The organism is Pseudomonas sp. NFACC32-1, from assembly GCF_900101215.1.
Lineage (GTDB): Bacteria > Pseudomonadota > Gammaproteobacteria > Pseudomonadales > Pseudomonadaceae > Aquipseudomonas.
In genome coordinates this window covers 1-20,939 of record NZ_FMUL01000009.1, presented here as the reverse complement: position 1 = coordinate 20,939, position 20,939 = coordinate 1, and the positions used below count along the sequence as shown (strand labels likewise).

At 64.5% G+C, this 20,939-nt stretch carries 7 protein-coding genes; 5 read left to right on the top strand and 2 right to left on the bottom strand.

Annotated elements, in window-relative coordinates:
• Positions 1-58: 58 nt before the first annotated feature.
• On the bottom strand, positions 59-1,480 hold the full coding sequence (locus BLP99_RS15270; RefSeq protein WP_083532849.1) for a diaminobutyrate--2-oxoglutarate transaminase: 1,422 nt from the start codon (positions 1,478-1,480) through the stop codon (positions 59-61).
• A gap of 108 nt (positions 1,481-1,588) precedes the next feature.
• Positions 1,589-3,658: a TonB-dependent receptor gene (locus tag BLP99_RS15265; protein ID WP_072398413.1), complete on the bottom strand. Its 2,070-nt coding sequence runs from the start codon at positions 3,656-3,658 to the stop codon at positions 1,589-1,591.
• A 247-nt stretch (positions 3,659-3,905) separates the two neighbouring features.
• Between BLP99_RS15265 and BLP99_RS15260 the strand changes: the two genes are divergently transcribed.
• From BLP99_RS15260 to BLP99_RS15240, 5 genes are all read left to right on the top strand, one after another.
• Positions 3,906-4,883, top strand: a complete 978-nt coding sequence (locus tag BLP99_RS15260) for a TauD/TfdA family dioxygenase (RefSeq protein ID WP_072398399.1) — start codon at positions 3,906-3,908, stop codon at positions 4,881-4,883.
• Positions 4,884-4,891: 8 nt separating this feature from the next.
• Entirely contained in the window at positions 4,892-8,320 is a 3,429-nt protein-coding gene (locus tag BLP99_RS15255) for a condensation domain-containing protein (protein ID WP_092180714.1), read from the top strand.
• 17 nt (positions 8,321-8,337) lie between these two features.
• Positions 8,338-9,384 carry a TauD/TfdA family dioxygenase gene (locus tag BLP99_RS15250; RefSeq protein ID WP_072398401.1) on the top strand — a complete coding sequence of 349 codons (1,047 nt, stop codon included), beginning with the start codon at positions 8,338-8,340 and terminating at the stop codon, positions 9,382-9,384.
• Positions 9,385-9,491: 107 nt separating this feature from the next.
• Positions 9,492-12,554: a non-ribosomal peptide synthetase gene (locus BLP99_RS15245; RefSeq protein WP_092180711.1), complete on the top strand. Its 3,063-nt coding sequence runs from the start codon at positions 9,492-9,494 to the stop codon at positions 12,552-12,554.
• Positions 12,555-12,609: 55 nt separating this feature from the next.
• Positions 12,610-20,939: non-ribosomal peptide synthetase (locus BLP99_RS15240; protein ID WP_143007952.1), on the top strand; the 8,330-nt coding region annotated here is incomplete at its 3' end.

The following is a 20,939-nucleotide window of genomic DNA, read 5'->3' as shown; positions in this document are numbered from 1 at the left end:
TCGCTCCCTGTCCATGAAAAAGGCCTGCCATGGCAGGCAGGCCTTGTACGGTGTCCGATCAGCCAGCCGGACGCTCATTGATCGCGCTGGCGGCACGGAACAGGATTTGCGCGACGAAATCGATCTCCTGCTCGGTGATGATCAGCGGCGGCAGGAAGCGCACGGTCGCGCCATGACGGCCTCCCAGTTCGAGGATCAGGCCATGTCGCAGGCAAGCCTGCTGGAAGGCCTTGGCCCTGGCAGTGTCCACCGGCGGATGGCCCTGGACGTCCGCAGTGCCTTGGGGATCGACGACTTCCATGCCGAGCATCAGGCCACGACCACGCACATCGCCGATCCAGGCGAACTCGCTTTGCAGGGCCAGCAGGTGCTTGCGCAGATGCGCCCCCATGGATTCGGCGTGCTTCACCAGGCCCTCATCGCGGATGAAGCGCAAGGTCGCCGTGCCCGCCGCCATCGCCAGCTGGTTGCCTCGGAATGTTCCGGCGTGGGCCCCCGGCTGCCAGACATCCAGGGAATCGTTGTAGACCACGACCGACAGCGGCAGGCCGCCGCCGATGGCCTTGGACAACGTGATCACATCCGGCGTGATGCCCGATTGCTCGAAGCCGAACATGCGCCCGCTGCGGGCGATGCCGCACTGGATTTCGTCGACGATCAGGGGAATACCGTGGGCCTGGGTCAGCCGGCGCAGTTCCTGGAGCCAGCGGTCAGGCGCGGCGATCACGCCGCCCTCCCCCTGGATCGGTTCGAGGATCATCGCCGCCGGCGCGGTCACACCGCTTTCCGGGTCGTTGAGCAGGTGCTCCAGGTAACGCACATTCAACGTGACTCCTTGCTCGCCGGCGACGCCGAACGGGCAACGGTAATCGTTGGGGTATGGCAGGCGCTGCACCCCCGCGATCAGGGCGCCCAGGGCGTTTTTCGGCGACAGGTTGCCGCTGATGGCCAGCGTGCCCAGGGTCATGCCGTGATAGGCGCCTTCGAACGCCAGGACCGAGTGACGCCCTGTCGCGGTGCGGGTCAGCTTGAGGGCGGCCTCGACCGCATCGGCCCCGCTGGGGCCGCAGAACTGGATGCGTGCGTTACGAGCGAACTCGGCCGGCAGGCACCCGAAAATTTCCTGGACGAATGCGTCCTTGACCGGAGTCATGAGGTCCAGAGTATGCATCGGCACACCCGCCGCCATGACCTGGGTGATGGCCTGGATGATGACCGGGTGATTGTGGCCCAGCGCCAGGGTCCCGGCGCCGGCCAGGCAATCGACGAATACTTGCCCTCGGCTGTCCTGTACATAGATGCCGTGGGCCCTTTCGAGCACCAGGGGGATGCGTCGCGGATAACTGCGGGCATTGGATTCCTGCTGTTGCTGACGCTCCAGCAACGGGGTCGGATCGAGGCAGTAAGGGGTCGACAGACCGGTGTGCAACAGACGTAGCTGTTGCGCGCCACCCGCCGTGGCATTCGAAGAAGTATTCATGATTTCCTCCATGGAGGCTGGGTTTGGAAGGGAACAAACAGCCTGAAAACAAACATCCGTGACGTTGCAAACCAGGCGCGGGGAGATTGCCTCCCCGCGCTCGTGGGTTTACATGTCGTAACGCAGGATCATGCCCAACGTACGCGGCGCGCCGACGTCGAGGGTGTCGCCGCTGCGGTTGACGGTGACATATTCCTTGTCGAAAGCGTTCTTCACGTAGGCGGACACCGCAACGTTCTTGGTCACCTTGTACTCGGTGTTGAAGTTCACCAGTACGTAGTTGTCGCTACGGCGCTCACCGCTCACCTTGCCGCTGGCGTCGAACTCGTATTCCGAAGGCGCGGTGCTCTGGTAGGTAACATCGGTGCCGAAAGTGAAGCGGTCATCGAAGCGATAGACGCCACCGACCGACACCTTGTACTTGGGCGAATAGAGAAACGATTCGCCACTTCTGTCCTGTCCATCGTCAGCGACGAAATCTTTGTACCTGCTATCGGTAACGGCACCACCGACGTTCAGGGTCAATTGTTCGGTGATATCTTTTTCGACAAAAACTTCCAGGCCTTTGATATCACTGCGACCGGCGTTGAAAACATTAAGAACCTCGGTGTTCGGCTCAATCACGCTGACCTGTTGATCTTTCCAGTCGGTGTAGTACAGGTTGGCGCGAGTACGCAGGGTCTTGTCGAAGAACGAACCGCGGTAAGACAGCTCATAGTTGGTGGTGTATTCCGGATCGTAAGCCTGGTGACTACTACCTGCGCGGACGTTGACACCGCCACCACGATAGCCCTTCTGCACCATGAAGCCGAGATACTGATCCGTGGCCAGCTCGTAATCAACACCGAGTTTCGGCAGTACCGCATCAAACGACTTTTTGACTTGTTCAGAGGTAGAGAAACTGTCCTGTTCAACGTCAGTATCGTTCGTCTCGTGATCGTAACGAAGGCCGGTGATCAAGGTCCAGCGTGGGGCAAACGTCCAGTTGACTTCACCAAATATCGCCTTGTTCTCGATGCTGGTATCACCCTTGACGTTGCCAGCCGGCAAGTCGTTGTTAAACCTCCGGTCGTCGAAGTTGTTGGTGTTATGACCATAGTATGCACCGACGAAACTCTTCACCGTGTCCGAGGCGTAATTCAAACGCAATTCCTGACTAAACAAATCGCCGTCATGCTTACGCAGAATGACGATATTTCGCGAGGCAGTCTGATCAGAGTCCAACCGGTTGCTGTAATCCGTATGGGTATTGGCCGTCATGCTCGTCAGCGACCACGCGTCGTTCAGGCGATAGTCCACCTTGGCGCTGAGGGTGTCCTGCTTGAGGTTGTCGAAAGCCTTTGTGTTGGAAGAGATGTCGTAATAGCTCGGCTTGCCGTTGACGCGCATGGTAGAACGGTCGCCCTGGCGGTGTTCGCTGTGGGCGTAGGTCAGCAGGACGTCGGTGTCGTCATTGGGCAGGATCAGCAGTTTGCCGCGCACGTTGCTGGTGCGACGCGGGTTGGCGTCGTCATTGAGGGCGGTGTTGCGGATGTAGCCATCACCTTCGCCATAGTCCACGGCGATACGGCCCGCGACCTTGTCGTCGATGATCGAGCCGCCGCCCGCCACGGCAGCACCGTGCTCACCGTAGTTGCCCACGTTGGTCTGCGCCGAGAAACTCGGTTCGAAGGTGGGGTTCTTGGTCCGGATGACCACCGCACCCGCCAGGGAGTTACGGCCCTGGGTGGTGGACTGCGGCCCCAGGAAAACCTCGACCTGCTCGGCATCCCAGAGCGGGACCGGGCTGAGGGTCAGTGCGCGGTTGGGCTGTACGGCACCGTCGACATACACCGATACCGCACCGTTGAGGGCCGCCGGGCCCTGGTCGTCGAAACCGGACACCGGCACGCCACGGATACCCCAGTTCTCGTTGCCGGCCTGGCTATAGACGCCTGGCGTGCGGGCAAATACATCCACCAGGTCCTTGTCGGCATGCTCGCGCAGGTTCTTTTCAGTCACTACCACGACGCTGGACTGAGTCTGCTCAAGGGTACGGTCGATCTTTTCCCCCGACACCGTGATCGGAGCGATTTCCAGAGTGTTGGAAGCATCGGATTCTTCAGCCGCCCATGCGCAGTTGAGCAGACCGATCGCCGACCCCACCGCCAACGCAATTGTATTTTTTTTGAAATTCACGCCCCGTCCCCTGCGACAGATTTTTTTGGTTTTTTTGAGCCAGCCGAACCCCATCTCGGGCCAGCGGAGCGGAGTCTAATCCAAAAAAAATTTTAAATAAATAGTATTGATAATCCATCTCATTTGTACCTAATATGCCGCCGTGTATTGATCTGGATACATTTGCCGCCCCGTCTCGCACCATAGACCACTGCCTTGCTTTCACGGTCTTTGATGGGTCGAAAAAGATAAAAGAGGAAGCACAAGGATGACCTCAATCGAACACCTGCACGGGCGTTCCGAGCCGTTTTCAATCGCATCCACGCAAGGAAGCGCGGGGACTCTCCCCGTGGTGGTGCACGCGACAGCCGGACAGTCGATCCACGATCTGGACGCCTCGATTCGCGACAGCGTGGCCAATACCCTGGCGACGGTGGGTGGCGTCCTGTTTCGCGGCTTCACTGTCGCCACGCCCATCGACTTCAAGCGCTTCGCCGCCAGTTTCGGCGCGCCGCTGGCCAGTTACGAATTCGGCTCCACGCCTCGCAGCAAAGTCTTTGCCGGGGTCTACAGCTCCACCGAATACCCGGCCCATCAATTCATTCCCCTGCACAACGAACAGGCCTACACCCGGCCCTGGCCTTCGCGCATCTGGTTCCACTGCATGAAAGCCAGCGACACGGGCGGCGAAACGCCGATTGCCGACAGCCGCCTGGTCTACCAGCGCATGCCCGCCGAGATCCTCGAGCTGTTCGCCAGCCGCGAACTGCTCTACGTGCGCAACTACAGCGGCGCCCTGGACTTGCCCTGGCAGAAAGTCTTCAACACCGAGGATCGTGCCCAGGTCGAACGTTACTGCCAGGACAACGACATCGAGTGGGAATGGAAAGCCGATGGTGACCTGCGCACCCGCCAGCGTTGCGCCGCGGTGCAACAGCATCCCGATACCGGTGAGTGGGTCTGGTTCAATCAGGCGCACCTGTTCCATGTGTCGGCCATCGAGCCGAGCGTACGCGCCAGCCTGCTGGCGGCGGTAGGTGAAGAGAACCTGCCGCGCCATGTCTACTTCGGCGATGGCTCGGCGATCGCCGACGAGATGCTCGACACCGTGCGCGAGGTCTATCGCCAGACTGCCATCAGCTTCCCCTGGCAGCCCGGCGACATCCTGATGCTCGACAACCGACTGGTGGCACACGGTCGCAATCCTTTCACCGGTGACCGCAAGGTCATCGTGGCCATGGCGTGAATTGACTCATGTTTTCATTCGAACATTGGATCGAGGTGCTGCAAGCCAACGCTCAGCACTTCCCCCAGCGTGCTGCCCTGCACTTTCTGCCGGACGGTGTAGAGATCGGCGAAACCCTGACTTTTTCCCAGCTCGACGAGCAAGCCCGGTCACTGGCCGCGGCGCTGCAATCGCGCTACGCGCCGGGCGACCGCATGCTATTGATGTTGCCGACCAGCCTCGACTACGCCCGGGCGTTCTGCGCCTGCCTATATGCCGGGCTGATCGCCGTGCCGCTGTTTCCGCCACCGTCGCGCAAGCCACGCCACCTGGACCGCGTACGCAATGTGGTGGTGGATGCCGAGCCGGGCCTGATCCTCGCACCGGCGGATCATTGCGAAGGCCTGCGGGAGCTGGTGCAAGGCCAGGTCGATGTGTTGACCGTGCAGCAGTTGGGCACGCCGCCGGCCAGCCAGTGGCAACCACCGGCCATCGACGGATCCACCGTGGCATTCCTGCAATACACCTCCGGTTCCACGGGGTCGCCCAAGGGCGTCGAAGTGCGTCAGCGCAACCTCATTGCCAACGTCGAACTGATGCGCCGGGCCTACGGTTTCGATGAACACGGCGCCATGGTCAACTGGCTGCCGCTGTACCATGACATGGGCCTGATCGGCGGCATGCTGGCGCCGCTCTACAGCGGCATGCCGTGCTACCTGATAGCCTCCCAGACCTTCGTCAACGCGCCATCCACCTGGCTGCAGGCGCTGAGCCGCTACCGCGCCACCGCCAGTTTTGCCCCCAATTTCGCCTACGCCCTGTGCAACCGGGTGGTCAGTGACAACCTGATCGCCCAACTGGACCTGAGCAACTGGAAGCACGCCATCAACGGCGCCGAACCGATCCACCCCGGCACCCTCGAAGCGTTCGCCGAACGGTTTGCCGCCTGCGGCCTGAACCCCTTGGCCATCAGCCCCGGCTATGGCCAGGCCGAAGCCACGCTGTGCGTCAGCGCCACGCCGGCCGATGCCCTGCCGGTGGTCTTGCGCCTGGACAAGGCGATGCTGGAAACCGGTCGCGTCGCACTGGCCGCCGACGATGCCCCCGCCGTGGAGTTCGTCGCCTGCGGCTTCCCTCAGCCCTTGCACAGCATTGCCATCGTCGACCCGCAGACCTTCGAGCGCTGCGCCGCCGATCGCATCGGCGAAGTCTGGCTCAAGGGCCCGAGCAACGCCGAATCCTATTGGAACAATCCCCAGGCCACTCGCGAAGCCTTCGAGGCGCGCATTGTCGGCTCATCGGAACATTACCTGCGCTCCGGCGACCTGGGCTTCATGCACGAAGGCCAGGTGGTGATCTGCGGACGGCTCAAGGATCTGCTGATTCTCAACGGTCGCAATCTCTATCCCCACGACATCGAGTTCGCCATCACTGATGCCGAGCCGGGCATCCGCACCGGGCGCATCGCCGCGTTCTCGGAAATGGACCCGGTGCTGGGCCGCGAGAAGCTGGTGATCGTCGCCGAGCCACAGCGCAGGTTCGTCGACCCGGCGCGCCACCCAGACCTGTTTGCCTCGATGCAGAACGCCGTGCGGGAAGCCGCCGATTGTGGCATCGACCAGATTGTCCTGGTGGAAGCCGGCACTATCCCGATGACCACCAGCGGCAAGATTGCCCGACAGGGCGCACGCAAGCAGCTGGCGGCGGGAACGCTGAGCATCATTGCCCAGAGCGGTGGCAGCCTCGCCGCATGCGGCGAGACGCTCGAACCAAAGGACCTCAAGCGCCTGGTAGCCGAAACCGCTCGACTGGCGCCGACCGCATGCCGTCAGTGGCTGGAGCAGACCCTGCACAAGGTCAATCCCTATTGCTCGGCAGACTTCGAACTCAGCCTGGTTGGCCAGAGCCTGGATTCCATCGGCGTGGCCGACTTCGCCGCTCGGCTGTACAACGACCTGGGCTGGAACCTCGACACCCAGGACTTGTTCGGCGAACGAACCCTCGGGCAATGGGCCCTGGCCCTGGAGGAGTTTCTCCGCGCCCCGGCACCGAGCGCCACCACTTCGATGCAGCGCGCCGACCTCCAGGCCGGTCGCCAGTCGTTCGCTCAGAGCCGCCTCTGGTTCCTGCGTCAACTGAACCCGGACGACACCCAGCACAATCTGGTACTGCACCTGCAACTGCACGGTCCCCTGGACATCGAGACGCTGGCATCGCGGCTGAACGCCCTGGTCCAGCGCCATGGCGTGCTGCGCACGGTATACCGCGACAGCGTCGACGGCCCGCAACAACGGGTGCTGCCGGTGACGGCGGTAGCGCTGGAGCAGCATGACTTGCGCAGCTTGAGCGAGGCGCAGCAACAGCAGGCGATGCGTGACCGCCTGGCCCACGAACATGCCACGCCCGTGGATCTTGACGCCGGGCCGGTGCTGCGCGCGCAGTTGCTCAGCCAGGATGACCAGCGACACGACCTGCTGTTGACCCTGCATCACATCGCTTTCGATGGGCGCTCGGCGCAAGTATTGCTGGAGGAACTGGCCGGTTCGGCAGACACCGCGCCACCGGTGCAATACCTGGACTTCGCACAATGGGAAGCCTTGCACTGGAGCGAACAACGGATTGCCACGGAGCAGGCATTCTGGCGCGAGTACCTGGCCGGCGTGCCTCAGTCCCTGGCGCTGGGCGGCAGCGGCAGGAATCCGGGCCAGCACAGCCTGGATTTCAAGGTGCCCCAGGCCACCTGCGACCAGCTGGCGGCATTGGCTCGCGACCGGGGCATGACTTTATTCATGCTGCTGTTGGCCAGTTACCAACTGGTCCTGCGGCAACTGGGCGGCCAGCAGCAGTTCCTGCTGGGCACCGATGTCAGCGGCCGGCCGCTGGCGCAACACGCGGATGTCATCGGTTTCTTCGTCAACCAGTTGACGCTGCGCTGCGACCTGCACGGCGAAGCGACCCTGGCCGGTTTCCTCGAACGTGTCCGCGATGAAGCCCGACGGGCCTACGCCCACCAGGGCCTGCCGTTCGACCTGGTGGTCTCGGCCCTCTCGCCGCAACGCCGTGCCGGCCATTCGCCGCTGTTCCAGGTGAAACTCAACTATCAACCGTCACGCGTCACACCGACCGAAATCGCCGGCGCGCAGCTATCGGCGCTGGACGTAGCCCAGGCACCGGGGGACTTCCATCTGGTCCTCGACCTGGTGCATGGCGCCGAAGGCCTCGACGCGACGCTCAAGTACCGCGGCGAATACTTCGACCAGGATCGCGCCGCGCGGCTGCAACACCTGTGGATGTGCCTGCTGGAGCAGACCCGCAACCTGCTGGATGAGCCATTGCCGGCGTTGGCCGAGCGCATCGATGGCTGGGACCAGGCTTTTCAGCGTGAACGACAACAGTCCCAGGCGCTGGCCGGTCGCAGCCAGATGATGCAAGCCAAACGTCGCTCATTGTCCCTTTAACCGAGTCGGATGCCGTTATGTCTACCCTGCCCTCATCGCCACGCGCCCTGGGCGCCGTGCGTCGTAAAGCCATGAACGTCTCTGAACAACAACTGGTCAGCGAGCGCCTGCTCAGCCCGGAACATGCCCTGCCCCTGGTGATCGAGCCGGCTGTCAGTGGCGTCGATCTGGCCGCCTGGGCTGCCCGTGAACGCGAGTCGCTGGAAAAGAAAGTGCTGCAGTACGGCGCGCTGCTGTTTCGCGGCTTCAACGTAACGTCCGTCGAACAGTTCGACCAGGTGATTGCCGCCCTCTCCCCCGGGGCGCTGGAATACATGTTCCGGGCTTCGCCCCGTACCCGGGTCGGCGGCAACATCTATACCTCGACCGACTACCCGGCCGACCAGATGATCTTTCCCCACAACGAACATTCCTACTCGCCACGCTTTCCGCTGCGCCTGTTCTTCTACTGCCAGCAGCCGTCCGAGACTGGCGGGCAAACCCCGATCGGTTCCACCCGAGCCGTGAAAGCCCGGATCAGTCCCGAGATCGAGGCGCGGTTCCGGGAAAAGGGCGTGCTGTACGTGCGCAACTACGGCGACGGTTTCGGCTTGCCGTGGCAAACCGTGTTCCAGTCCGAAGACCGCAACGAGGTGCAGGCGTATTGCGCCAGCGTTGGCATCGAAGTGGAATGGAAAGAAAACAATCGCCTGCGCACCCGCCAGCGCGGCCCGGCCGTGGTGCGTCATCCACGCACCGGCGAGGAAGTCTGGTTCAACCACGCGACTTTTTTTCACATCAGCACCCTGCCCCCGGCGATCCGCGATTCGCTGCAGAGCAACTTCAACGACCTGGACCTGCCGACCAACACCTTTTATGGCGACGGCGAACCCATCGAGCCGCACGTGCTGGAGTCCCTGCGCACGGCCTATCTCGACTCGCTGGTGCGGTTCAGCTGGCAACAGGGCGACGTGTTGTTCATCGACAACATGCTCGCCGTCCACGGTCGTGAACCCTTTACCGGCAAGCGCGCAATCATGACCGGCATGGCTGAAGCCCTGCTGTCGAGCGACGTCGCCGTCTGACATTCAAGGGGGCACCCACCGTTCCCCGGAGGCCTGGCCGACCTGTCGACAAGCCCCGAGCGCTGTGCCGCACCCCAGGTTCAAGCCCTTTTTCAGTCGAGATCAACATGAACGGACTTCAAGGTTTTCGCATTTCGCCGCAACAGGCATCGGTATATCCCCACCTCAACGGCGTGGCCGCCCATTCGTTCAGCTGCCATCTACAGTGGGCGGTGTCCCTGCCGCTGGAGGTCGATGCGTTGAACGAGCGCCTGCTCGCGCTCGTGGCCGACAACGAGGTCTTGCGCACACGCCTGATGCCGGTGCCGGGGTTGCGCCATCCGGTGCAGGTGATCGACGAGACTGGCTCCCTGAAAGTGGAGCTGCTGGACTTGCAACAACACAGCCCCGCCAAACAGGACAGCGCCTTGAAGCGACTGGCCATCCAGGCCCGCGACTGGGCGACACCCTTGTACGTGACCCTGGTGCGCCTGCCCGGTGAGCAAAGCGTGCTGGACCTGGCGGCCGCCAGCAGCCATTTGGATCTGGCCAGCCTGAAGTGGCTGGCCGGTGCATTGCTGCAGGACAGCACCGCGCCGCTGTCGGACGTTTTGCAATATGCCGATTACGCCGAATGGCGCTGGAGCCTGGTGGAAGACGAACCGGATCATCCCGGCGTCAGCTTCTGGAAACCATCGAGCGAAACCGAACAGGCTGCCTTGCAATTGTCCCTCGAAGCGGCGAGCGCCGGCGCTTTCGCCCCTGCCCGCTACGACCTGACATTGCCCGCCGCCCTGGCCACCCACCCGGCCCTGACGGCGAACCTGGCATTGACCGCATGGGCCGTCGTACTCGGCCGGCTGGCGGGCCAGCAACAGGTTCCCCTTGCCGTGGTCCATGAAAGCCGTGGCCCGGAACTGGAAAACGCCCTGGGCCTGTTCGAGCAATGCCTGCCCGTCAGCCTCGAACTGGATGCCCAGGCGACGTTGCTGGAGCAGAGCACCCAGGTCGATGCCTGCGTCGAACGAGCCATGGGCTGGCAGGACTACTATACCCACGATCTCTCTGCGGGCTACGCCTTCGCCTGGCGTTGCGGCGATGCCCGGGAACGTTTTGCCGGGGCGGTGATGGCGCCGGCAAAGGCCTGCCTGAACGTACGCCAGCTCCCCGACCGCGTGCAGGCGCATCTGGTCTATGATCGCCACACACTCAGCGCCGAAGCCGCCGCCTGCCTGGCCGAGCAGTGGCTGCAATTGCTGCAGGGTGCCCTGGCGGAACCGCAACGGGCCTGGGCCCATCTGCCCCTTGGTGGACCGCTCCAGTCGCAGGTGGTGGCGAACGAGCCGAACCGGCCGAACATCGAACCGCTGACGCTGGTGGAACTGATTGCCCGCCGCGTTCGCCAGCAGCCGGATGCCATCGCCCTCAGCGACCAGGACGGCGAGCTGAGCTACAGCCGCCTGGATGCCTGCGCCACGCACCTGGCTCATCGACTGGTCGGCGTCGGCATCGGCCCGGGGGTGCCCGTGGGGATTGTGTTCCCGCGCGGCAATGCCGCCATTGTCGCCATGCTCGCGGTCCTGAAGGCCGGCGGTGCCTATGTGCCAATCGACCCGACCTACCCGGCCGACCGACGGACCTACATGCTCGCCGACAGCGCCATCGACCATATCGTGGTCAGCGCCGAGCTGGCCGACAGCGTACCGGCCAGCCTGCAACGCTTCGTGCTCGACGAGCTGAGCGCCGAGGACGCCAGCCATCTGCCAGCCCTGCCGACGCCAGGAGCGGACGACCTGGCCTACCTGATCTATACCTCCGGCTCCACCGGTGCACCCAAAGCCGTGGAAATCACTCACGGTGCCCTGAGCTTCTCCACTCAGGTGCGCATGGCCGCCTATGAGACGCCGGTGCGGGCCTATCTGCTGCTGTCCTCCTTCGCCTTCGACAGTTCGGTCGCCGGGATTTTCTGGACCCTGGCCCAGGGCGGACGCCTGGTATTGCCCGCCACCGGCGAAGAGTTGGAAATGGCGCGCCTGGCCCAATTGATCACAGAGCACCAGGTCAGCCACGGCCTGTCGCTGCCATCGCTGTACCAGGCCTTGCTCGATCAGTTGCAGCGCAGCGGCGGGAGCGACAGCCTCGAATGCTGGATCGTCGCCGGCGAAGCCTGTCCGCCGTCCCTGGTGGCGCAACACGGCAAGACCCTGCCACAAGCCCGATTGGTCAACGAATACGGCCCCACCGAAGCCACGGTATGGGCCACCTACGAAGTTCTGGAACCCAACCGCAGTGTCAGCATCGGGCGTCCCATCGCCGGCATGGACTTGCGCCTGCTCAACGAACAGGACGTTGCCTGCGGCGTCGGCGAGCCAGGTGAAATCGTCCTCGCCGGCCCGACCCTGGCCCGTGGCTATCGCAACAAACCCGAAGAAACCGCCAAGGCCTTCGTCACCCTGGCCGACGGCACCCGCGCCTACCGTACCGGCGACCTGGCCTGCTGGCTGGCGGATGGACGCCTGGCGTTCCTTGGCCGCAAGGACCATCAGGTCAAGGTTCGCGGCTACCGCATCGAACTGGGAGAAATCGAACGCCAGCTGTGCAGCCACAGCGACGTACGCGAAGCCGCGGTGATCGTCCAGGAGCACACCGCCGGCAAGCGCCTGCTCGCCTACATCCTGGCCGCCCACGGCTACGCCCCGGACTCGGAGGCGATCAAGCGCTTCCTCGGTGAGCGCCTGCCCTCGTACATGGTGCCGGCCCAGGTCCTGACCCTGCCGACCTTCCCGCGTACCCCCAACGGCAAGCTCGACATTCGCCAGTTGCCTGATCCGGACCAGTTCGACGCAAGCGCCCACGTGGCCCCGCGCAATGCCATGGAAACCACCCTGCAAGCCATCGTCGCCAAGGTCTTGAAGCTGTCCACCGTGAGCGTCACCGACAACTTCTTCGCCATCGGCGGCGACTCGATCCTCAGCCTGCAAGTGGTGGCCCAGGCCCACGAGCAAGGCATCGCGCTGTCGGCCAAGCAAGTCTTCGAACGCCAGACCATCGCGGCCATGGCCGAAGTTGCGCAACCGCTGGCCGCCGACGCCGTCGAGCCCGTGGCCGAGAGCACCGAATTCAGCGCCTCGGGCCTGTCCGATGACGAAATGCAAGCCCTGATGGCCGAACTGAACGAGACCGACCTGTGACCGGTTCCTTGCGCCGCCGTGCCGCCGTCGCCCCTTTTTACGCAGGACGCTTTCAATGACCACCGAAAAAACCACCAGCAATCCGATCGAAGACATCTACCCGCTGTCGCCACTGCAACAGGGGATGCTGTTTCACTCCTTGCTGCATGAAGACTCCGGCGTCTACCTGATGCAGGATCGCTACCGCATCGGCGGGGCCATCGACGAAGTGGCGTTCCTCGAATCCTGGCGTCGGGTGGTAGCGCTGCACCCGTCCCTGCGTGCCAGCTTCCAATGGAAAAGCCAGAAGCAACCGGTGCAGGTGATCCACCGGGAGGTCAAGGTGCCGTTGGACACCCTCGACCTGCGCGGCCTGGCGCCCCACGAGCAGGAAGCGCGGATCCGCACACTGCTGGAGGACGAACAGAAAGTTGGCTTCAACCTGTCGAAGCCACCGCTGATCCGCTTCCGCCTGGTGCGCCTGGCCGACGAGTCCTACGAGTTCATTCGCAGCTTCCACCACATCCTGATGGATGCCTGGTGCATTTCCCTGGTGACCGTGGACTTCCTCAAGGTCTATGAAGCGCTGTGCAACGACCGCACGCCGGAACTCAAAAGCCCGCGGCCTTTTCGCGACTACATCCAATGGCTGCAGCGCCAGGATGCCGGCAAGGCCGAGCAGTTCTGGCGCGGCCAGCTGCAAGGTCTCAGTGCGCCCACGCCGCTGACCGTGGACAACGGCGTGAGCCGCGACCGCTACACCGATGCGGTGCTGGTGGACGATCAATTGATCCACCTGGACGAACAGCAAACCCAGGCGCTGGCCACTTTCTGCCGCCAACGTCGCATCACTGCGAACACGTTCTTCCAAGGGGTCTGGTCGTTGCTGCTGTCGCGCTACAGCGGGCAACGGGACGTGGTGTTCGGCGTCACCGTAGCCGGTCGGCCCGCCGACCTGACCGGTGTGGCTGAAATGATCGGCCTGTTCATCAATACCTTGCCCTTGAGGGTTTCAGTGGACCCGGACGCTGCCCTCGGCAATTGGCTGCAAGCCTTGCAGGGGCTCAATGTCGACATGCGCGACTTCGAGCACACACCGCTGACCGACATCCAGGGCTGGAGCGATTTCCCTCGCGGCGAAACCCTGTTCGACAGCATCCTGGTGTTCGAGAACGCACCCATCGACGAGCAGATCCTCGAAGGGGGCTTCCAGTTCAGCCTCGAAGGCATGGACCACAGCGTGCACACCCACTACGGCCTGACCGTGGTGATCCTGCCCGGTGAACAGCTGGGTATCCGGGTGTCCTATGACCGTGAGCGCTTCGATGCCGCTACCGTGCAGCGCCTGTTGGGTCACATCGCCAGCCTGGTGCACAGCATGCTGGCCGCGCCCGACGCGCCCCTAGGCAGCTTCGAACTGCTCGCCCCACAAGAGCGCCAGCAACTGCTGGGCGAATGGGCGGTCAATCCCCATGAGTTCCCCCTGGATCAAAGCTACGCGCAACTGTTCGCCGCCCAGGTCGCCCAGCGAGGTGGGCAGGTGGCCGCGGTCTGCGCCGGTGAATCCCTGACCTACGCCGAGCTGGACCGGCTTTCCACCCGCCTGGCCCATGCCCTGCGCGCCGCCGGCGCCAGCGAGGGTGACCTGGTGGCGCTGCTGGCCCCTCGGGGCCTGGCGTTGTTGACCATGATGCTGGCGGTGTTCAAGGCCGGCGCGGCGATGCTGCCATTGGAAGTCAATCATCCGCCGGAGCGCCTGCGGGAAATCCTTGGCCTGTCCCGTGCCCCGTTCCTGATCGCCAGCGAAGGTTGCAGCGGCCTGCTCGATCAATTGCTCAGCGGCCTCGACCAGGCCCCCGAAGCCCTGTTCGCCCAAGCCTGCTGGGCATCCGGCAACGACGCGCCCTTGCCGGCCCTCGCCGGCCCGGACAGCCTGGCCTACGTGCTGTTCACCTCGGGCTCGACCGGTACGCCCAAGGGCGTGATGATCGAGCAACGGGGCATGCTCAATAATATCTTCGGCAAAGTGCCGGCCCTGGGGCTTGGCGCCGACGACCGGATTCCCCAGACCGCCTCGGTGGCCTTCGACATCTCGGTGTGGCAGTTCCTCGCCGCGCCAGTGCTCGGCGCTACCGTCCATATCCTTGCGGACGAAGTCGCCCACGACCCGCAGCGCCTGCTACAGGTCCTGGCCGAGGAGCGCCTGAGCGTGCTGGAGATCGTTCCGAGCCTGATGCGCACCCTGCTCGCCCTGTGCCCGTGCGACCTGCAATTGCCCGATCTGCGCTGGGTGTTGCCCACTGGCGAAGCCCTGCCACCGACCGTGGCCCGGGACTGGTTCGCGCGCTTTCCCGACATTGCCTTGATGAACGCCTACGGGCCGGCCGAATGCGCCGATGACGTGGCGTTCCAGGCCATTTTCGAAGCACCGGCGGCCGAAGTCAGCCACATGCCCATCGGCCGTCCGACGGCCAACAACCGCCTGTATGTGCTCGATGATTACCTGCGCCCGGTGCCGGTTGGCGTGGCCGGGGAAATCTGTGTCGGCGGCGTCGGCGTCGGCCGTGGCTACCTGCACGATCCACAGCGCACCGCGCAGGCGTTCATCGACCATCCGCAACTCGAAGGACGCCTGTATCGCACCGGTGACCTGGGACGCTGGCGTGCAGATGGCGTGATCGAATACCTCGGCCGCCGTGACCAGCAGGTAAAGCTGCGTGGGCACCGCATCGAACTGACCGAAATCGAACACCGTCTGGCGCAGCATGAAAACGTGCGCGAAGCCGCAGTCCTGCTGCGGGAAAATACCGTCGGCGAAGCCTGGCTGGTGGCGTACTGGTCGGCCCATGACCAGGCCCAGGGCAGCGACGGCCTGAGTGAACACCTGCGGGCGCAGCTGCCACCGTACATGGTGCCGGCCGCGTTCGTCTGCCTGGACAAACTGCCCCTGAACAATAACGGCAAGGTCGATCGCAAGGCCCTCGCCGCACGGGAACTGGACTGGCAGGGCGACACCCGGCAAAGCATCGCCCCGCGCAACGACCTGGAAAGCAGCGTGGCGAAGATCTGGGCCGAGGTGCTGGGTCGGGACACAGTGGGGGTGGAAGACAACTTCTTCACCCTTGGCGGGCATTCGTTGCTGGCGACCCAGATCGTGGCTCGCCTGCGTACCCATTTCAAACTCGACCTGCCGTTGCGTGTGCTGTTCGAGCATCCCACCGTGGCCCTGCTGGCCGTGGCCATCGCCACCCGCCAGGCCCAGGCCGCCGAACCGCAAGCCGCGCCCATCAGTGCCCCCAAGGCCCAGCCGCGTCCGGCGTTGCTGCCGTTGTCGTTCTCGCAGCAACGACTGTGGTTCATCGAGCAACTGACACCGGGCACTACCCTGTTCAACATCCCGTTCGCCCTGCACCTTAAGGGTGAACTCGATGTCCAGGCGCTGCACGCCAGCCTGAACGACCTGCTGGCTCGCCACGAAATCCTGCGCACCGGCATCCACAGCGTCGACGGCGTACCGTGCCAGCGCATCAGCGCAACCCTGGACATCGCGTTGCCCTTCGAGGACCTGTCGGGCCTGACCGCCACCGCTCGGGCGGGTGCGCAATTCAATGCCCTGCAAGAGACCTTCGAACAGCCTTTCGACCTGGCCTGCCCGCCGTTGCTGCGCGCCCGCTTGCTGCGCCTGGCGCCGGATGAACATGTGCTGGGCATCGCCCTGCACCACATGGTCTCCGACGCCTGGTCGGCCACCATCGCCCTGCGCGAGCTGGCCCTGGGCTACGAAGCCCGCTGCAACGGTGCCGCCGCCGAGCTGCCGGCGCTGCCGGTGCAATACGCCGACTTCGCCCTCTGGCAGCGGGAGCATTTGCAGGGCGCCGAACTCAAGCGCCAACTGGACTACTGGACCGCCACCCTGGATCGCCGCGACAGCGAAGGCAGCCCACTGCTGGCCCTGCCCACCGACCATCCGCGGCCATCGGTGCAGAGCTACCGCGCCGGGATCGTCCAGCGCGAACTCAGCGCCGACCTCAGTAAGCGAGTTCAGGCCTTTGCCAGTCGCCTCGGCACCACGCCATTCACCGTTCTGTTCGCTGGCTTCGCCGTACTGATGCACCGCTTGAGCGGCGACGCCACGGTGCTGGTCGGCACCCCGGTGACCCACCGTGAACAGCCGGGCACCGAAGGCCTGCTGGGTATTTTGCTGAACAACCTGGCGATCCGCGCCGACTTCGAGCCACAAGCGGACTTCACCGCCCTGGTCCAACAGGTGGCCGAGCGGCTGCGCCACGGCCTGCGGCACCAGGACCTGCCTTTCGAACAGCTGGTGGACAGCCTGCAACTGCCCCGCAGCCTCAGCCATGCACCGCTGTACCAGGTAATGGTCGCCCAGCAACTGGCCATGGAATCGCGCCTGCGCTTCCCCGGGCTGGCATTCGAGGCCCTGGACACCCCGCTGCGCCACTCCGAATGCGACCTGGACCTGCATGTGCTGTGTCCGGCCGATGCACCGATCCAGCTGGAACTGATGTTCGCCCTGGACCTGTTCGTGGCCGACAGCGCCCGCCAGACCCTGGCCCGCCTGGAGCATCTGCTGGAGCGGATGCTCGCCGAACCGCAACGTCCGGTGGCAGCGTTGCCGTTGCTGATGGCGGACGAATGGCAGCGCACCGTGGTCGAGTGGAACCGCACCGAAATGGAGGTGCCGCGCCACCTGACCTTCGCCCAACTGTTCGAACAACAGGCCGAGCGAACTCCGGAGCGTGACGCACTGACCTTCGCAGGACGCTGCCTGAGTTATGGCGAACTGAACCGCCGGGCCAACCAGGTGGCGCACTACCTGCGCGGGCGTGGCGTGGGCGCCAACAGCCCGGTGGCGCTGTGTGTCGAGCGCTCCCTGGAACTGCTGATCGGCCTGCTGGGCATCCTCAAGTCCGGGGGCGCCTATGTGCCGCTGGATCCGAGCTACCCGGCGGACCGCCTGGCCTACATGCTCGAAGACGCGCAGCCGACGTTGCTCCTCGGTCAGCACGGGCTGCTGGAACAACTGGGGGCCGGGCTGCCACGCGTTCATCTGGACAGCGACGCGGCCTTGTTCGCTCACCAGCCGGACAGCAACCCGGCGCCGCTTTCCGGCCCGCAAGACCTGGCCTACATCATGTACACCTCCGGCTCGACCGGTAAGCCCAAGGGCACCCTGGTTACCCAGGCCTCGGTGGTCAACCTGGCCTGGGCACGTATCCATGGCCTGTACCGGCGCTACACCGACCAGCCGATGCGTACCAGTTTCAACTACTCCTTCGCCTTCGACAGTTCGGTGGCCGAGCTGATCCTGCTGCTCGACGGCCATAGCCTGTACCTGACGCCGGAAGACGTGCGCTACGACCCCGAGGCGCTGGCGCAGTTCTTTCGCGAGACCCGCCTGGAGGCCTTCGAGTGCACCCCGGCACAGCTCAAGGCCTTGCTGGAAAGCGAAGGCGTGCGACGTGGCGAGGTGTACCTGCCCCGCTTCGTGCTGTTCGGTGGCGATGCCGTGGACACCCAGCTGTGGCAACGCCTGCCAGCGATTGCCGGCAGCCGCTTCTTCAACACCTACGGCCCCACCGAATGCACGGTGGACGCCACCGGTTGCGCGGTGGACGACTTCCCCCAGCGCCCGATCATCGGCCGCCCTATCGCCAACGTGCGCACCTACGTGCTCGATGCCTTCCTCAACCCGATGCCGGTGGGCGTCCCGGGGGAGCTGCACATCGGCGGTGCCGGCGTGACCCTGGGTTACCTCAACCGCGCCGAGCAGACCGCCAAGGTCTTCATCGAAGACCCGTTCTCGTCCCTGTCCGGTGCGCGGATGTACAAATCCGGCGACCTGGTGCGCTGGTTGCCCGATGGCCAGCTCGAATACCTCGGACGCATGGACCATCAGGTGAAGATCCGTGGCTTCCGCGTCGAACTGGGGGAAATCGAAACCCTGCTCGGTGCGCAACCAGGCGTGCGCCAGGCCGTGGTGCTGGCTCGCGAAGACGTGCCCGGCGACAAGCGCCTGGTGGCCTACGTCACTTGCGAACAGCAGGCCGATATCGATGCCTGGCGCAAGGCCATTGGCGCAGCCCTGCCCGACTACATGGTGCCCTCGGCCTTCGTGGTGCTCGATGAACTGCCGTTGACCGACAACGGCAAGCTCAACCGCAAGGCGTTGCCGGCGCCGGACATCCAGGCCGCGCCGGACGCGCTGGATCCGCCACGCGGCGGTGCCGAGCGGCAACTGGCGGCCCTGTGGTCCGAACTGCTGAAGGTGCCGGCGGCGCAGATCGGTCGCGACAGCCACTTTTTCTACCTTGGCGGCCACTCGCTGCTGGCGGCGACACTGTTCGCCCGCCTGCGCCAACAGTTCGCCACGGTACCGCCGCTGCGGGCCGTTTTCGAACACCCGACCCTCCAAGCCCTGGCCGCCTTGCTGGGCGATCCCCTGCAAGCGGCGACGGCCTTCGTCCCGGCGCCACGCCCGGCGCGCTTGCCGTTGTCGTTCGAGCAGCAGCGCCTGTGGTTCCTCGAACAACTGAGCGTCGGTGGCGGTGAATACAACGTGGTCAGCGCGGTGCAGCTGGACGGCGAACTCGATACCCAGGCCCTGCAGGTAGCCTTGAACAACGTGATCCAACGTCACGAGATCCTGCGCAGCCGCATCGTGCGCGACACCGACGGCGAGCTGATGCTGGTGGTCGATGGGCAGGTCGACGTCCCGCTGCAGGCAACGGTGCTGGAAGCTGCCTGCGACGCCGCCTGGCAGCAGTTGACCGACGATGCCCTGCGCCAAGCAACCGGACGTCCGTTCGATCTGGCCCGCGAAATCCCCGTGCGCGCCACCTTGATACAGCGCAGTGGCGGTGACCAGTCGCTGTTGTTGCTCACCGTGCATCATTGCGCAACCGACGATGCGTCCAGCCAGAACCTGCTGGATGAGCTGGGTCGCTTCTACGCCGCCCAATGCCAGGGCACCGCGACAGTACTGCCAGAGCTGGCCCTGCAATACCCGGACTATGCCCTCTGGCAACGCGAACCCGCCCAGCAGCGCCTGTTCAGCCAGCAACTGGAATACTGGCGCAACCAATTGGAGGATGGCGATTACCTGCTGGACCTGCCCACCGAGCAAGGTCGTCCCGACCACCTCGCGCCGGCCGCCGGTGCCGTCCAACTGCAACTGCCACCAGCGCTGGTAGCGCGTCTGCGGCTATTCGCCCAGCAACGCGGCGCCACCCTGTACATGCTGATGCTGAGTGCGGCACAACTGCTGCTGGGCCGCTACGCCAACCAGCGCGATGTGCGGGTCGGCAGTCCGGTGGCCCAGCGGCCGTTCGCCGAGCTGCAGCCTTTGATCGGTTGCTTCGTCAACACCGTGGTCATGCGCGCCGATCTCGATCCGAGCCTGGATTTCGAAGGCTTGCTGAGCCAGGTGCGCAACCGCGTACTGGACGCCCAGCAGCACCAGGACGTGCCGTTCGAGCAGGTCGTGGACCACCTCAAGCCTTCCCGCAGCCTCGGCCAGACGCCACTGTTCCAGGTGCTCTTCGCCATGCAGAACGCCGATGCCTGCGGCCGGCACTGGCCGCGACTGCACGTCAGCGAACGAGCGGTGACCGCCCAGGCCACCAAGTACGACCTGAACTGGGAAGTGCACGACGGCGAAGTGCTGTCGGTGTTGCTGGAATACCGTGCCGCATTGTTCAGCGAAACCACCGCCCGGCGTTGGTTGACGCAATGGCAGCAACTGCTGGAAGCCATGCTCGACGCGCCACAGACCCGTCTCGGGGAATGGACGCCGATGGCGGCAGCCGAGCGCCAACGCCAGTTGGTCGAATGGAACGCCACTGACCGCCACTACAGTGGCCCGACCAACCTGCACACGGCCCTGAGCCAGCAGGCAGCCCTGAGCCCCAACGCCCCGGCGCTGGTGTTCGAAGGCCAACGCCTGAGCTATGCCGAACTGGACCAGCGTGCCCAGGCCGTCGCCCGCGCCCTGCGCGCCGCCGGTATCGGCGCCGAGCACATCGTGCCGGTGTGCATGGAACGCTCGGTGGAAATGGTCGTGGCCTTGCTCGGCATCGTCCATGCCGGCGCCGCGTGGCTGCCGCTGGACCCGCAATTGCCGGTCGCGCGCCTGGCCTTCCTGATCCAGGACGCCGATGCCAAGGTCACCCTGACCCAGGCGCAGTGGCTGGAGCGCCTGCCGGCCGGGCACCTGGCCTGGACCCTCGACGCCCTGCCCCAGGCCCCGGCGTTCGAACCCATCAGCGTCGCCGCCAATGACCTGGCCTACGTGCTCTACACCTCCGGTTCCACCGGCCAGCCAAAAGGCGTGATGAACGAACACGGCGCCTTGATGAACCGCCTGTACTGGATGCAGGACGCCTT

Excerpts from the sequence above, each read along its gene's own strand:
- BLP99_RS15270 (WP_083532849.1), bottom strand. The coding sequence starts at position 1,480 with ATGAATACTTCTTCGAATGCCACGGCGGGTGGCGCGCAACAGCTACGT.
- BLP99_RS15260 (WP_072398399.1), top strand. The coding sequence starts at position 3,906 with ATGACCTCAATCGAACACCTGCACGGGCGTTCCGAGCCGTTTTCAATC.
- BLP99_RS15255 (WP_092180714.1), top strand. The coding sequence starts at position 4,892 with ATGTTTTCATTCGAACATTGGATCGAGGTGCTGCAAGCCAACGCTCAG.
- BLP99_RS15250 (WP_072398401.1), top strand. The coding sequence starts at position 8,338 with ATGTCTACCCTGCCCTCATCGCCACGCGCCCTGGGCGCCGTGCGTCGT.
- BLP99_RS15245 (WP_092180711.1), top strand. The coding sequence starts at position 9,492 with ATGAACGGACTTCAAGGTTTTCGCATTTCGCCGCAACAGGCATCGGTA.